Here is a 14,239-nt window from a genome sequence, read left to right as displayed (position 1 = left end):
GCTCAGACTTCCTTGACGAACAGCGCGCGCTCGAAGCGCACCTGCGGCCAGAACACGCCGTCGTCCGCCCGTTCGCCGGCACCGACGACCATGATCGGCAGTGCTTCCGGGCCGAGCTTCAGCAGCTTGCGCACCCGCACTTCGTCGAAGCCTTCCATCATGCAGCTGTCGTAGCCGTGGGCGCGCAGCGCCAGCACCAGGTTTTCGCAGGCCAGGGCCGTGCTCTTCGCCGCCCAGAGCTGCACTTCCGCGGTGGTGTACGGCCCGCGCGGCACCGGCGCCACCAGACCGCCGGCGGCAATCGCCGCCTTCTTCACCAGCGCGAAGCTGTTCAGCGGCCCGGGCGCGTAGTAGTACGGAATCAGCTGGTAGTAGCGCTTCACCAGCGGCGGCACGTCCGGCATCGGCCAGTCGCGCAGCATCTGCTTGGAGAACGACTCCACCCGGTCGGTGCGCGCCACGCAGACGATCAGCTCGGCCGCCGTCTTGGCCGCCAGCTGGCTCATGCAGGCCTTGACCAGCTTCGCCTTCTTGTCGGCCGAGCGCACGATGTAGAACTCCCACGGCTGCAGGCCGGACGAGCACGGCGCGAGCATCGCCAGATCGAGGCAGTCGTCGAGCACCGCCTTCGGAATCGGCTTGGCGGTGAACTTGCGCACCGAGCGCCGGCTGGTGACCACCTTGCGGAACGCCTCGATGTCCATGTCCTGCGGCGCCGGCTCGAAGTAGCGCGGCTTGCCATCGACGAGGATGGTGTTCGGCGGCTGTTTCGGGGCCGATGGGGCGCCCGCGGTCTTGCGCGGCGCGCGCTTGCGAGGGGCGGCGGCGGCCGGCTTCGGGGATTCGACGGATTCGGTCATCGGGCGTTCGGGGTTCGGGGGGTGCGGGAAGTCTGGATGTCGGGATTCACGGAACGAGCCAGTCGGCCGACAGCCGCTGGCCGTCCGCACCGTAGTGGATGCCGATGCGGCGATGGCCGGCGTGGTGCAGGTACAGCGCTTCGAGCCGGGTGACGACGGTTTCGACCACGGCGAAGTTCGGCCGGCCGCGTTCGCTGAATTCCAGCGTCCAGCGCTCGTCATCGAGTTCCGGCGGGTGGCCGGTGGTCGGCACCGGGCTGACTGTGCCGGGCGCGACCACGGCCTGATAGATCTTGCGACTGTTCATCGCCGTGGCCGCCCAGCGTTCGTCGGCCAGCGCATCGTCATGGTGCAGGCTGGCACGGCCCCAGAGCCGGAACTGCAGGCGTGACGGCTCGTCGTACAAGGTCCACGCGACGCGCGGATCGGCGCGGATCTCCGCGAACTTCGGGCTGCGAGTGTCGGTGTGACACCAGACGCGGCGGCGTGGACCATCGGCCCCGCGCAGGATCACGACGCGGGTCGACGGGCCCTCGGCGCCGAGGGTGCCGATCACGCCGCTGTGGAACGGCGCGCGGAACGAGCGGCCACCGGCTTCGAGGAAGGCCCAGGCTTCGGCTTCGACGGCATCGAGCGATTCCGGCGGCAGCCGGCCTTCGCGGTTCTCGGCGCGGCTCATGCGCCGCCCCCGGCGAGGACCACGCGCGGCGAGGTCGTCAGCACGCGGCGCAGGCTCAGGTAGCCGGCAGCGGTGACGATCAGGCAGCCGGCTGCGGCCCCGGCCAGCCACAGCAGCGGCCGCGGTCCGTACGGCAGTTCCAGCACGCCGACGGCCAGCGCCCAGGCCAGTGCCTGCGCGGCCAGCGCGGCCACGGTCCCGGCCAGCAGGCCGAGCACGGCGAATTCCGCGATCAGGCCCTGCCGGATCACCCGGCTCGAGGCCCCCAAGGCGCGCAGCACGCCGGTTTCCCGGACCCGGTCGGCCCGGGAGCCTTCGATCACGGCCATCATCACGATCAGTCCTGCCAGCAAGGTGAAGAGAAAGATGAACTCGAGCGCGGAGACGATGCGGTCGACGATGCTGCGCACCTGATTCAGGGCTGCATCGAGATCGATCGCGGTCACGTTCGGGAATTCGCGGATCAGTTCGCGCAGCAGCGCCCGTTTCTCGCTCGGCAGGTAGAAGCTGGTGATCCACTGCAGCGGCGGGCTCAGGCCCGGCGCATCGAGCACGCCGGGAGCGGCGACGACAAAGAAGTTCGGCCGGAAGCTGTCCCAGTTGATCTTGCGGGTGGCGTGCACTTCGAAGGTCAGCGGCGTGCCGGCGAAGTCCAGGGTCATCGTGTCGCCGAGCTTCAACTTCAGCCGCTCGACACCGTACTCGTCGACCACGACCCACGGCTTGCCGTTCGCTTCCGGACCCCAGGGCTTGCCCTGCAGGAAGGTGCTGTCGTCGCCGAAACGGTCGGTCCAGCTCAGGTTGAACTCGCGGTTGATCCAGCGCCGGGTTTCCGGGTCGTCGAAGCTGTCGGCCGTCACTTCCTGGCCGTTCAGGCCGGTCAGGCGGCCGCGCACCATCGGCACCAGCGCCAGATCGGCGTAGCCGCGTTCGGCGAAGAACGCCCGCAGCGGCGTCACCTGCTCCGGCAGGATGTTGACGAGAAACTGGTTCGGCGTGGTCGCCGGCAGCTTGTTCTTCCACGTGGCCAGCAGGTCCTCGCGAACCACCGTCACCAGCAGCAGCGCCATCAGCGCGACACCCAGCGCGACGATCTGCGCCACCGCCGCGCCCTTGCGCCGCGCGATGTTGCCGAGGCCGAAGCGCCACGACAGCCCGCCGCGCGCGCGGACGCCGGCCAGACCGCGCACCAGCAGCCACGCGAACAGCGCCAGCACGCCGGCGGTGGCCAGCGCGCCGCCGAGCACGAAGCCGGCGAGCTTCACGCTGCCGGCCTGCAGCCACAGCAGGGCGGCGATCGCGACCACGGCCGCGACGATGCCGGCGGCGGATCCGCGCGCCGGATCGGCTGCGCGCTGGAACACGCGCACCGGCGATGATTCCACCGACGCCAGCACCGGCGGCAGCGCGAAGCCGGCCAGCATCAGCAGCACCAGCGCCAGTACCGCCGGCAGCGGCAGCCAGCCCGGCGTCGGCAGCGTGATCTTCAGCACCGGTGCGGCGAGATTGGCCAGCACCGACTGTCCGCCGACGCCGACGGCTGCCCCGAGTCCGCCGGCGATCAGGCCGAGCAGCAGCACCTGCAGCACCAGCACCTGACGGATGAACGCACGGCGCGCGCCGAGCACTTTCAGCAGCGCCACTTCATCGCGCAGCCGCTGGCTGTATTGCCGCGCGGCCAGCGCCACGGCCGCCGCCGACAGCAGGATCGTCGCCAGCACGGCGATGTTCAGGAAGCTGCGCGCGCGGTTCAGCGAGTTGCGCACTTCCGGCCGCGCGTTTTCCGGCGTGGTGAACTTCCAGGCGTCCGGCAGCTTCACCGCTTCCGCCGCCTTCAGTTGCTCGCGCGTGCCACCGAGCTGCCAGCTCAGCTGGACGCGGCTGCCGGGGCCGACGAGGCCGGTGTCGGCCAGATCCTCGGCACGGATCAGCAGCGATGGCGCCAGTTCGGCAAACGCGCCGCTGCGGCCCGGTTCTTCGGCGATCAGCCGCGTGATCTCGAAGCTGCGGCTGCCGACCTGCAGCTTGGCCCCGAGGCGCAGACCGAGATGCGTCCACAACTTCAGGTCGACCCAGACCTCGCCGCGCGCCGGCTGAGGCGGCGCCGGTTCGGTCGCGCCGAACGGCTCGCGCGCCAGCCGCAGCGCGCCACGCAGCGGGTAGCCGGCTTCCACCGCCTTGATCGTCGCAAGCTGCGTTTCGTCGCCGTCCTCGCGCGCGACCACGCTCGGAAAGGTCGTGATCATGACGATGCGGACGCCGGTCGCCCTGATCGCGTCATAGGTCTGGGCCGGCAGCGGATCGCGCCCGGAGACGACGGCATCGGCCCCGAGCTGGTCGCCAGCCCCGGCTTCCAGCGCCAGCCGCACGCGATCGGTGAACAGGCCGACGGCGATGGCCGCCGCGGCGGCGACGGCGAGTGCCAGCACCAGCACGCGCAGTTCGCCGCTGGTCCAGCCGCGACGCAGGCGCTGGAACGCGAAACGCAGCGGGTTGGCCGCGCGGGCGTCAGTCATCGAAACGCCCCGCGCGCAGGCGCAGCACGCGGTCGCAGCGTGCGGCCAGGTTCAGGTCGTGGGTGACCAGCACCAAGGTCGCGCCGCGTTCCCGGTTCAGCTCGAACAGCAGGTCGACGATGCGGCTGCCGGTGGCGGCATCGAGATTGCCGGTCGGCTCGTCGGCGAACAGGATTTCCGGCTGGGCGGCGAAGGCGCGGGCGATCGCCACACGCTGCTGCTCGCCGCCGGACAATTGATACGGATAGTGGCCGGTGCGCGCCGCGAGGCCGACCTTGGCCAGCGTGTCGCGTGCCAGCGCTTCGGCATCGGCGCGGCCGGCGAGCTCGGCCGGCAGCATCACGTTTTCCAGCGCGGTGAGGCCGGCCAGCAGCTGGAACGACTGGAACACGAAGCCGACCCGGCCGGCACGAAGCGCGGCGCGGCCGTCCTCGTCGAGACTTGAAAGCGGCTGGCCGGCCAGCATGATCGAGCCGGCGGTGGGCGAATCGAGCCCGGCCAGCAGCGACAGCAGGGTGGTCTTGCCGGACCCGGAGGCGCCGACGATGGCCACCGATTCGCCGGCGGTCACGCGCAGGCTCAGGGCATCGAGGATCGCGATCTGTTCGCCGCCGCTGACAATTTTCTGTGTCAGGTTTTCAGCGACAATCACGGCTGGTTTCAGGCCTGCAGCGTCTGCACTCATGCTTCGACAACTCCGATACCGCGTGGTGATGGTGCTGGCCGGCTGGCTGCTCGCCGGTGCGGCGCTGGCTGGCCCGACGATCCTGGTCTGGGGCGATTCGCTGAGCGCCGGCTACGGCGTGGATGCGCAGGCCCGATGGGCTTCTTTATTGGAACGGAAGCTCAAATCTCAAGCCGATCCGGCGCTGAATCGCTGGTCCGTGGTCAACGCCTCGGTGTCCGGCGAAACCACGGCCGGCGGGCTGGCCCGGCTGCCTGCGGCGCTGGCGCGGCACCAGCCGGACGTGGTGCTGATCGAACTCGGCGGCAACGACGGCCTGCGCGGGCTCGATCTGAAAGCGATGCGCAACAACCTCGAACAGATGGCGCGGCTGGCGATCAAGGCCGGTGCCGCGCCGGTGATCTTCGAGATGCGGATTCCGGAAAACTACGGCCCGGTGATGACCAGCCGCTTCCAGAAGGCGTTCGGCGACGTGGCGGCGGCGGTCAAGGCGCCGCTGGTGCCGTTCTTTCTGGCGCCGATCGCCACCGATCGCCCGCGCTGGTTTCAGGATGACGGCATCCATCCGACCGGCGAAGCCCAGCCGCAACTGCTCGACGCCGTGTGGCCCACGCTGCTGCCGGTGCTGAAGGCGCCCATCGCATCCCGCAAGGTCGCAGCACCGTAACAGCGCTGCGCAATGCTGCGCGGCATCCGCCTTGCGTCTCCTGCTATCCGTCCCCTGCATCCTGAAAAAATGAACATCGCCGTCATCGGCTCCGGCATTTCCGGCCTGTCCGCCGCCTACTTCCTCGCGCAGAAGCACGAGGTCACGCTGTTCGAGCAGGACGGCCGCGTAGGCGGCCACACCAACACCATCGAGATCAACACGCCGAACGGCATCGGCGCGGTCGACACCGGCTGGATCGTCTACAACGGCATCAACTATCCGAACCTGACCGCGCTGTTCAAGGAGCTGGAGGTCAAGACCCAGCCGACCAGCATGTCGTTCGCGGTGTCGATCGGCGACGGCGCCTACGAATGGAAGGGCAGCGATCAGGTCCTCAGCGTCTTCGCGCAGTGGACCAACCTGTTCAGGATCAGCCACATCCGGATGCTGCTGGACATCCTGAAGCTGAACAAGCGCTGCAACGCACTGCTGAAGTCCGGCAACCTGCCGAAAGGCTCGCTTGGCGAATTCCTCGATCGCGAAGGCTTCTCGCAGGAACTCCGCCGCGACTACCTGCTGCCGATGGCCGGCATGATCTGGAGCTGCTCGCCGAAGGCCGCCGCCGAATATCCGGCCGACGACTTCATGCGCTTCTTCGACAGCCACAGCCTGTTCACCGCGACCCAGCAGCCGACCTGGCATTCGGTCGTCGGCGGCAGCAATACCTACGTCAAGAAGCTGCTGTCGCGCTTCAAGGGCCGGGTCCGGCTGAATTCGCCGGTGACGCGGATTCGCCGCGAGCCCGCCCATCCGGATGGCACGCCGGGCGTCTGGCTGCAGTTCGCCGGTCAGGCCGACGAGCAGCGCTTCGATCACGTGATCTGCGCCACGCATTCCGATCAGGCGCTGCGCCTGCTGGCCGATGCCAGTCCGGCGGAAACCGAGGTGCTGGCCGGCATTCCGTATTCGGAATCGAAGGTCGTGCTGCACACCGACGACTCGTTCCTGCCGAAGCGGCGCGCGGCGTGGGCCAGCTGGAACTACACGCATCCGGTCTCGGAAATCCACGACCAGCGCATTTCCGGCACTTACTGGATGAACCTGCTGCAGCACATTCCGGGGCCGGTGAACTACCTCGTGACCCTGAACCCGCAGCGGCCGATCCCGCGCGACAAGACCATCTACGAAGTCGTCTACCACCACCCGCACTACACCGCGACCAGCCAGATCACGCACGCGAAGCTGCCGGCGATCCAGGGCAACGGCGGCCTGTGGTGGGCCGGTGCCTGGACCGCATACGGCTTCCACGAGGACGGGCTGAAGTCCGGGCTGCGGGCGGTGAAGGGGATCGATGCCTCGTGCCTGCCGAGCTGGACTGCGCTTTGATCGATAGCGCCTCAGCTTCGGAGCGGACCCGCGACGCCGCGGCGCTGTACCCCAGCCGCGTCATGCATCGGCGTCTGATCGCGCCGTTCTACCGCTTCGTCTACACCGTGTTCTACGTGGTCTGGGACATCGACCGGATCGACGAGGCCGTGGCACCGCTGCGCCTGTTCAGCCGCAACCGCTTCAACCTGCTGAGCTTTCGCGACGCCGACCACGGCAGCGGCGCCACCGCGCCGGGCGCGCTGCGGGCCTGGGCCGAGGCGCTGCTGAAGAGCGCGAAGATCGATCTCGATGGCGGCCGCATCCGGCTGCTGGCGTTCCCGCGGCTGTTCGGCTTCGCGTTCAACCCGATCTCGATGTGGTACTGCGAGCATCGCGACGGCACTCTGCGCGCCGTGATTGCCGAAGTGCGCAACACCTTCGGCGAGAAGCACTGCTACCTGCTCGCATCCGACGGCCAGCCGATGCCGTATCAGCAGCCATACGAGAAGGACAAGTGCTTTCACGTGTCGCCGTTCTTCGATCTCGTCGGCCGCTATCGCTTCACGCTGGAAGATCCGGGCGAGCGGCTGCGGGTGGTGATCCACGAAACGCGCGACGGCGTGCCGATTCTCGATGCCACACTCGCCGGAGAGCGGGTGGCGCTGAGCGACGGTGCGATCGTCCGGCAGGTCCTGCGGATGCCGTTGATGACGTTCAAGGTCGTCGCCGGCATTCACTGGGAAGCCTTGAAGATCTGGCTGCGTGGCGCGCGCTTCCACAAGAAGCCGCTGCCGCCGCGGCACGAGATGAGCTGAACCGCTGTTGCCTTGCCTGACCTGCCCAAAATGCCTGCCGCACGGACCCGACTGACTGTCCCGAGCCCGAGATGAACGACAACGACAAGCGCGAACCACGCGAACCGCTGGACCAGATCATGAGCCGCGACGGCTTTTCGCCCGATCTGCCGTCCGATTTCGCCACCCGTGGCGACAACGCCGGCCTCAGCTGGGGCCTGAAGATCCTGATGTACATGATGTCCGGCGTGAAGGTCGGCACCCTCGACATCATCCTGCCGAATGGCAGCACGCGCCGCTTCGAAGGCAGCGAGCCCGGCCCGCACGGGCTCTGGCAGATCAAGAGCGAGCGCCTGATGCGGCACCTGCTGACCGGCGGCGAAGTCGGCATCGGCGACGCCTATCTCGACGACTGCTGGGAAACGCCGGACCTCACCCGCCTGCTGATGGTCATGTACCTGAACGAGCCGCACTACAAGGGCCCGTTCGAGATCAACTGGCTCGGCCGCTTCTGGGGCATGGTCAAGCACAAGCTGCGCGCCAACACCAAGCGCACCGCGAAGAAGAACATCGAGTACCACTACGACCTCGGCAACGAGTTCTACAAGATGTGGCTCGACGACACGATGGCCTACTCGTCCGGCATGTACATCAAGCCGAACGAGACGTTGATGGACGCCCAGATCAACAAGTTCCAGCTGATGTTCGAGCGGCTGGACCTGAAGCCCGAGCACACGCTGCTCGAAATCGGCTCCGGCTGGGGTGGCTTCGCGATCTACGCCGCGAAGCACGCCGGCTGCCGCGTGCATTCGATCACGCTGTCGAACGAGCAGTACGCCGAAGCGAAGATTCGCGCGGAGAAGGCCGGTGTCGCCGATCGGGTGACCTTCGAGATCCGGGACTACCGCGACGTCACCGACACCTACGACCGCGTCGTCTCGATCGAGATGTACGAAGCGGTCGGCGAGGAATACTGGCCGGGCTATTTCGCCGCGATCTCCAAGGCGCTGAAGCCCGGCGGCATCGCCGCGATCCAGGGCATCACGATCAACCCGGCGATCTTCGACAACTACCGGACCAAGCGCGACTTCATCCAGAAGTACATCTTCCCGGGCGGCATGCTGTGCCCGCCGGGGCTGTTCCAGGATCTGGCGCGCACCGCCGGCCTGCTGCCGGCGAACCCGACGTTCTACGCCAAGGACTACGCCGACACGCTCGCCGCCTGGCATCGCAATGTGCTCGGCGTCCGCGAGCAGATCGTCAAGCAGTTCGACGAGCGCTTCCTGCGCATGTGGCGCTATTACCTGAGCTACTGCGAATGCGGCTTCCGCACCGGCTCGATCGATCTGATGCACATCACGCTGAACAAGCCGGCCTGAGCGCTGGCTTGCGCACGGGCCTGATCAAGGAATCTTCACAAGACGATGAAAGCGGGCATTGCAGCATTCGCGGTTGCGGCGCTGGCCGCGCTGATCGGCGTGTCGATCTGGGCCACCGGCCATCAGAGCATCGTGCCGGCGATTGCCGACCTGAGCGCGAACCCAGCCGGCGGCAACAACCCGTGGTTCGTCGCGACCCTGTTCGACGCCTACTTCGCGTTCCTGTGGTTCTGGCTGTGGATTGCCTACAAGGAAACCTCGTGGATCGCCCGCGGCGCGTGGCTGGTGGCGGTGCTGCTGCTCGGCAACATGGCGATGGCGGCGTACGCGCTGATCACGCTGGTCAGGCTGCCGGCCGGGGCGACGATCGAGGATTTTTTGCTGCGCCGTTCGCGCCCATCAGCCCGATGAGCGACACCCCGACCCTGGCTCCGCCGAGCACCGGCAGTGTCTGGCAACGCAAGGTCGTCACGCCGATTCTCGATCAGCTTCGGCAGGGCATCACGCCGGAAAAGATCGCGCTGACCGCCGCGCTCGGTGCCGTGATCGCGGTGTTCCCGATCTTGGGCTCGACGACCCTGCTGTGCGCGCTGGTCGCGTTCCGGTTGAAGCTGAACCAGCCGATCATCCAGCTCGTCAATTACCTGTGCTACCCGCTGCAGTTCGCGCTGCTGCTGCCGTTCTATCGCGCCGGCGAATGGTTCGGCGCGCCGCACGTGAACCTGTCGATTCCGGAGATGCTGGAACGCTTTCAGGCCGGGCCGATGCAGTTCATCGCCGATTTCGGGCTGGTGGCGCTCGGTGGCGTTGCCGCCTGGTGCGTCGCCGCGCCGTTCGCGATTGCGGCGCTGTACTACGGGCTGCGGCCAGTGTTCCGCGCGATGGCACTGCGCACGCTGCGGACGGCGGCCTGAGCCGACGCTTCAGTCCGCCGCGCCGTCCAGCGGCAGCCGGAAGAACACGACGCGTTCGGTTTCCTCGAACGCCATGGCCCGATGCAGGGCGTGGCTGGCGTGGTTGTCGATCGCGGCATCGGACGCCAGTTCGGTACAGCCCTGCGCCAATGCCCAGGCCCGGACCGGTGCCAGCAGCGCGCGCGCCACGCCGTGGCGGCGATGGGCAGGGTCGACGTACACGCCTTCGATGAAGGTCACCGGGCTGGAATCGGTGCCGTTGACGTAGTCGACGCGCAGCGAAGCCTCGACGAAGCCGACCGGTCGGCCGTCATCGGACCGGCAGGCCATGAACTGCGCAAAGCGCGCGGGATCGGCCAGAAAGCTGGCCATTTCCTCCAGATGCTCGTCGCGCGGGCAGTCGTCCCACAGCGCTTCGCGGAACGCGAGCCAGCCCGGTTCGTCGACCGAACGGCAGGGGTGGATGCTCAGAGATAACTCAGCCATGTCTGGTCTCGGTGACGCCGCTTGTAGTCGCCAAACCAGCGGCACAGGGGATAAAGCAATACGAGCACGATGAACCACGCGCCGTAGACCGGCAGCAGGCTCGGTTCGTAGCTGGCCGGCAGGTCGTCCGGACGCTCGCCGCTGAACGCCGCCGGGCCGAACAGGATATAGCGCGCGGCCAGACTGCCGAGATGGATCAGCGGCACGTGCAGCAGATAGAAGAACATCGGCACGCGGCCGAAGGTGGTGACGATCGTCGCCAGCCGCCCGCGCCAGTGATCGAGCCGGCTCAGCAGCAGCAGCGCCGGGCCCAGGGTCATCGTCAGATAAATCAACGACGGCGGGTACTTGCTGGCGTTGAGCCAGCCCAGCGCAGTGAACACGGCGCCGCGGGCGTTGACCGCCCAGTGCTGCGGATCACCATAGCCATTGGCCAGCCGCAGCAGCGCAAACAGCAGCAGCGCAGCGAGCCCGAGCTGCAGCAGACGCCGGTCGCGGACCGCGGCCGGCTGCGCGAACACCGGCCCCAGCCCGTAGCCGAGCGCCATGACGCCGATCCACGGCAGCAGCGGGTAGATGATGCCGAACTCGAAACCGTTGGCGCTGCGGATGAAGTGGAACTCGTGCAGCAGGCTGTAGCCGAGCGCGGCCGGCGAATCTTCGGCACCGAAATCGCTGGCGTGGAGGCCATCGAGCCCGTGGTGGCCGATGACGATGGCAGCGCCGATCGCGATGATCGCGGCGCGCGGCAGCCACAGCAGCAGCGCCAGGAACAGCATCGACATGCCCAGCGCCCACAGCACCTGCAACTGGATGCCGTGCAGGTCGAAACGCCACATGACGCTGTTCCACGTCAGCTCCAGAAACACGATCCACAGGCCGCGCGAGACGAGGAAGCGCTGCAGCGCGCGACGGTCGAGCCCGCCGTTCGCGGCGTGCAGCCAGGCGCTGGTGCCGGCCAGCAGCACGAACACCGGCGCGCAGAAGTGGGTGATCCAGCGGGTCAGGAACAGCGCGACGGAAGCCTGATCGAGATCGGTCGGCGGATACGGGTAGGCGCTGAAGTAGTCGCGGCAATGGTCCAGCGCCATCAGCACGACTACGATGCCGCGCAGCGCATCCAGCGCCGGCAGGCGGGCCTTGGTTTCGGGGGCGCCGGGGCCGGTCGTGGTCACGATGATCGCGGTGGCCGGCTCAAGACCGGCATCGGCAGCACGCAGACGTCATCGCGGACTTCCGGGCGGGCGGGAATTCGCCCGCCGCGGAGCTTAGCTGACCGGCAAGGCGGTGCGATTGATCCTGCGTAGGCGCTTGACCAGCACATCGAGCAGCCGGGGGCGCGCCTGCGTCGACAGCAGCCAGGCGATCGCCGGGCTGGCCAGCACCGGCGGCATGATCCCGACCCAGGCGAACCAGGCCATCAGCAGGCACTTGCGCGGCCAGCGGTATTCGGAGTGCAGCCAGATGGCGCGGATGCCGTCGAAGGTCAGTCGTGGCAGGCGGTCATCGACCAGCGGGTGGCTGTCCGGGCCCATGCGCAGCGACGCGATGCGTTGCACCAGATGCTGGTGATCGCGCGAGCCCAGCCGGGCGTCGACGCTGAGCCCGAGCGCTTCGGCGCGAAGTGTCAGGTGCTTGTACTTCTTCAGGTCGAAATCGATCGAGCGGCGAAACACCGCCAGCGGCGTGCTGCCGCCGGAAATCGCCCACAGGTTCTTGCCGTGCTTGCGGTATTGGCCGAGGCAGGTTTCGATCGCGGCAATGTGCCCGTACAGCGGCGCCATCGTGATCAGGTAGCCATCGGCGCAGATGCGGAAATCCGCTTCCGGCACCGGCAGCACCTGGTCTAGGAACGCACGGGTGTAGGCATGGCCGCTGGTCACGGTCGACGAATAGCGGCCGGTGGTCAGCAGCGTCGCGCGCTGGTCGCCGGTATCGAAGGCAATGCTGCGCGCGGGGAAGACATCCAGATGCTTGCCGTCGGCATCGACCAGATCGAGACGGAATATCGTGTCGATGATCCCCGGACGCCACTGTTCGACGACGGTCTGCACGGCCTGCGGATAGAGGACGTCGTCGGCATCGAGAAACATGACGTAGTCGCCGCGGCTGGCGGCGAATCCGGCATTGAAGGCGGAGCCTTGACCGCCGTTGCGCTTCAGTACCGGGACGATCCGGGCACCGTATTCCGCGATCAGCTTGGCTGAACTGTCGGTCGAGCCGTCATCGACCACCACCACTTCCACCCGCGGGTAGCTCTGGTTCAGCGCGCTGTCGATCGCTGTCCGGAGGTAGGTTTCGTAGTTGTAGTTGTTGACGACGATACTGACGAGAGGGTGTTTGTCGAGTCCGTTCACTGCGTGTTTTTTCCGTGATTTACATCACAGAATGACATTGTATTCACACGATGGAGGCGGTGCCAGACGGGCGGGTCCTATCGCCCCTCGAACGGCATTGCGTTCAGGCCGGAATGCCGACCGCCGCTTCGAGTTCGTCGAGCGCGTCGCCGGTGTAGACCGCGAGTCGCTGCATGTGCGGCAGTGCATCGCGGGCGCCGGTGAAGCCGAAGTTCAGCTTGCCGGCGTACGACAGGCAGGTGATGTTCAGCGCCTGTCCGTGCTGCAGCACCGACACCGGATACATCGCTTCGAGCTTCGCGCCAGCGAGATACAGCGTTTCGTCCGGCCCCGGGACGTTGGAGATCGCCAGGTTGAACATCGGCTTGATCCGGCCGGCAGCGCCGGTCAGCATGCCCATGATGTACGGCGCCATGAACAGCATCGTGTAGTTGTTCAGGCCGCTCTTCGGCAGGCTCTGCAGGTGCTCCTTGGCGCCGACCGTCGAGGCGTGGATCCACTGCAGGCGCTTGACCGGGTCGGCGATCGACGTGCCGAGGTCGGCCAGCATGAAGCTGATCGCCGTGCCGAGCTGTTCGTCGCCCTTCGGCCGCAGCGACACCGGCAGGCCCGCAGTCAGCGAACGCCGCGGCAACACGTTCATTTCCTTCAGGAATCGCCGTAGCGCGCCGGCACAGATGGCGAGCACGACATCGTTCAGCGTGACCCGCGCCGCTTCGGCGATCGCGCGCAGCCGCGCCAGGTCGTATTGCTGCGTGGCGAACCGGCGCTGGCCGTCGACGCGGTCGTTCAGCACCGATTTCGGGGCCTTGAACGGCGTGGCGAGCGCATCGTCCGGCTTCTTGCCGCGCCAGATCTTGGCCAGCGCGCCGGCCACCTGCGGCACCAGTTCCACCTGCTGCTGCAGTTGCTCGCGCAGCCGCTCCAATGTCGACGGCGTCTGGTCGTCGTCACTGCGGGTGCGGCGCTTGCGCATTTCCACCCCGATGGTCCACGGCGGCACCACCTTGCTGCCGCCGGCACTGGCCGAAAACGCCCGCGCCGTCATCCGGATGCCGCCGACGCCGTCGATCAGCGCGTGATGCATCTTGGTGTACAGCGCAAAGCGGTTGTTCTCCAGCCCTTCGATGACATGGCATTCCCACAGCGGCCGCGACAGGTCCAGCGCGTGGCTGTGCAGGCGCGACACCAGCACGCCGAGTTCGCGCTCGCCGCCCGGGCTCGGCAGTGCGGAATGCCGCACGTGGTATTCGAGGTCGAGCCCGTCGTCGATCTCCCATTCCGGCAGCACGCCGCGCAGCAGGGAATCCTTCAGCCGCAGGTTCCACGGCGGCGCGAAGGTCTTGGCAGCCTTGAGCTGGGCGACCAGCCGGGCGAGGAAATCCGGTGCCGCATCCGGCGGCAGCGAAAAGATGTTCAGGCCGGCGACATGCATCGGCGTATCGCGCGATTCGACGTACAGCCACGACGCATCGAGCGGTTTCAGACGGGTAGCCATCGGGTTCTCCCGGAACCAAGGGTCTTGTTCTGTGCAGCTGGGAGAAACTTTACG

Annotated in this window: 14 protein-coding genes; 6 read left to right on the top strand and 8 right to left on the bottom strand. The window is 67.5% G+C overall.

The annotated features are described in order from the left end of the window. Window positions 1–2: 2 nt before the first annotated feature. The 4 genes from QZ951_RS10125 to QZ951_RS10110 form a co-directional block, all read right to left on the bottom strand. Window positions 3–704 (bottom strand): nitroreductase family protein, encoded by a 702-nt coding sequence (locus tag QZ951_RS10125; protein ID WP_366943867.1) that lies wholly within the window; start codon window positions 702–704, stop codon window positions 3–5. Window positions 705–906: 202 nt separating this feature from the next. Next, window positions 907–1,539 carry a pyridoxamine 5'-phosphate oxidase family protein gene (locus tag QZ951_RS10120; RefSeq protein WP_293000445.1) on the bottom strand — a complete coding sequence of 211 codons (633 nt, stop codon included), beginning with the start codon at window positions 1,537–1,539 and terminating at the stop codon, window positions 907–909. Beyond that, the gene (locus tag QZ951_RS10115; RefSeq protein WP_293000444.1) at window positions 1,536–4,055 is read right to left on the bottom strand and encodes an FtsX-like permease family protein; all 2,520 of its coding nucleotides are present in this window, start codon (window positions 4,053–4,055) and stop codon (window positions 1,536–1,538) included. The genes QZ951_RS10120 and QZ951_RS10115 overlap by 4 nt, the downstream gene beginning before the upstream one ends. Continuing rightward, entirely contained in the window at window positions 4,048–4,719 is a 672-nt protein-coding gene (locus QZ951_RS10110) for an ABC transporter ATP-binding protein (protein WP_366943866.1), read from the bottom strand. Before QZ951_RS10110 ends, QZ951_RS10115 begins: the two co-directional genes overlap by 8 nt. Window positions 4,720–4,738: 19 nt before the next feature. On the opposite strand from QZ951_RS10110, the gene QZ951_RS10105 reads away from it, so the two are divergent. The 6 genes from QZ951_RS10105 to QZ951_RS10080 all read left to right on the top strand — a co-directional run bounded on the left by QZ951_RS10105 (window position 4,739) and on the right by QZ951_RS10080 (window position 9,844). Continuing rightward, entirely contained in the window at window positions 4,739–5,407 is a 669-nt protein-coding gene (locus QZ951_RS10105; protein ID WP_293000442.1) for an arylesterase, read from the top strand. 69 nt (window positions 5,408–5,476) lie between these two features. Beyond that, complete coding sequence (locus tag QZ951_RS10100; protein WP_293000441.1) at window positions 5,477–6,775, top strand: FAD-dependent oxidoreductase; 1,299 nt, start codon at window positions 5,477–5,479, stop codon at window positions 6,773–6,775. Beyond that, a complete protein-coding gene (locus QZ951_RS10095; RefSeq protein WP_293000440.1) occupies window positions 6,748–7,572 on the top strand; it encodes a DUF1365 domain-containing protein in 825 nt (274 codons plus the stop codon). Before QZ951_RS10100 ends, QZ951_RS10095 begins: the two co-directional genes overlap by 28 nt. 71 nt (window positions 7,573–7,643) lie before the next feature. Next, complete coding sequence (locus tag QZ951_RS10090) at window positions 7,644–8,930, top strand: cyclopropane-fatty-acyl-phospholipid synthase family protein (protein WP_293000439.1); 1,287 nt, start codon at window positions 7,644–7,646, stop codon at window positions 8,928–8,930. A 45-nt stretch (window positions 8,931–8,975) separates the two neighbouring features. Beyond that, entirely contained in the window at window positions 8,976–9,341 is a 366-nt protein-coding gene (locus QZ951_RS10085) for a DUF1475 family protein (protein ID WP_293000438.1), read from the top strand. Continuing rightward, window positions 9,338–9,844 (top strand): DUF2062 domain-containing protein, encoded by a 507-nt coding sequence (locus QZ951_RS10080; RefSeq protein WP_293000437.1) that lies wholly within the window; start codon window positions 9,338–9,340, stop codon window positions 9,842–9,844. Before QZ951_RS10085 ends, QZ951_RS10080 begins: the two co-directional genes overlap by 4 nt. Window positions 9,845–9,853: 9 nt before the next feature. Here QZ951_RS10080 and aac(6') read toward each other — a convergent pair whose 3' ends face one another. From aac(6') to QZ951_RS10060, 4 genes are all read right to left on the bottom strand, one after another. Then, window positions 9,854–10,330, bottom strand: a complete 477-nt coding sequence (gene aac(6') / locus QZ951_RS10075) for an aminoglycoside 6'-N-acetyltransferase (protein WP_293000436.1) — start codon at window positions 10,328–10,330, stop codon at window positions 9,854–9,856. After that, window positions 10,312–11,505, bottom strand: coding sequence for a heparan-alpha-glucosaminide N-acetyltransferase domain-containing protein (locus QZ951_RS10070; protein ID WP_293000435.1), 1,194 nt, complete (start codon window positions 11,503–11,505; stop codon window positions 10,312–10,314). The genes aac(6') and QZ951_RS10070 overlap by 19 nt, the downstream gene beginning before the upstream one ends. Window positions 11,506–11,598: 93 nt before the next feature. Then, the gene (locus QZ951_RS10065) at window positions 11,599–12,687 is read right to left on the bottom strand and encodes a glycosyltransferase (RefSeq protein ID WP_293000434.1); all 1,089 of its coding nucleotides are present in this window, start codon (window positions 12,685–12,687) and stop codon (window positions 11,599–11,601) included. Window positions 12,688–12,790: 103 nt separating this feature from the next. Further along, window positions 12,791–14,185 (bottom strand): wax ester/triacylglycerol synthase family O-acyltransferase, encoded by a 1,395-nt coding sequence (locus QZ951_RS10060; RefSeq protein ID WP_293000433.1) that lies wholly within the window; start codon window positions 14,183–14,185, stop codon window positions 12,791–12,793. Window positions 14,186–14,239: the final 54 nt, after the last annotated feature.

The organism is Nevskia sp. (genome assembly GCF_021732705.1).
Lineage (GTDB): Bacteria > Pseudomonadota > Gammaproteobacteria > Nevskiales > Nevskiaceae > Nevskia.
The sequence above is the reverse complement of the archived record's forward strand: the minus strand, read 5'-3'. Positions and strand labels throughout refer to the sequence as shown.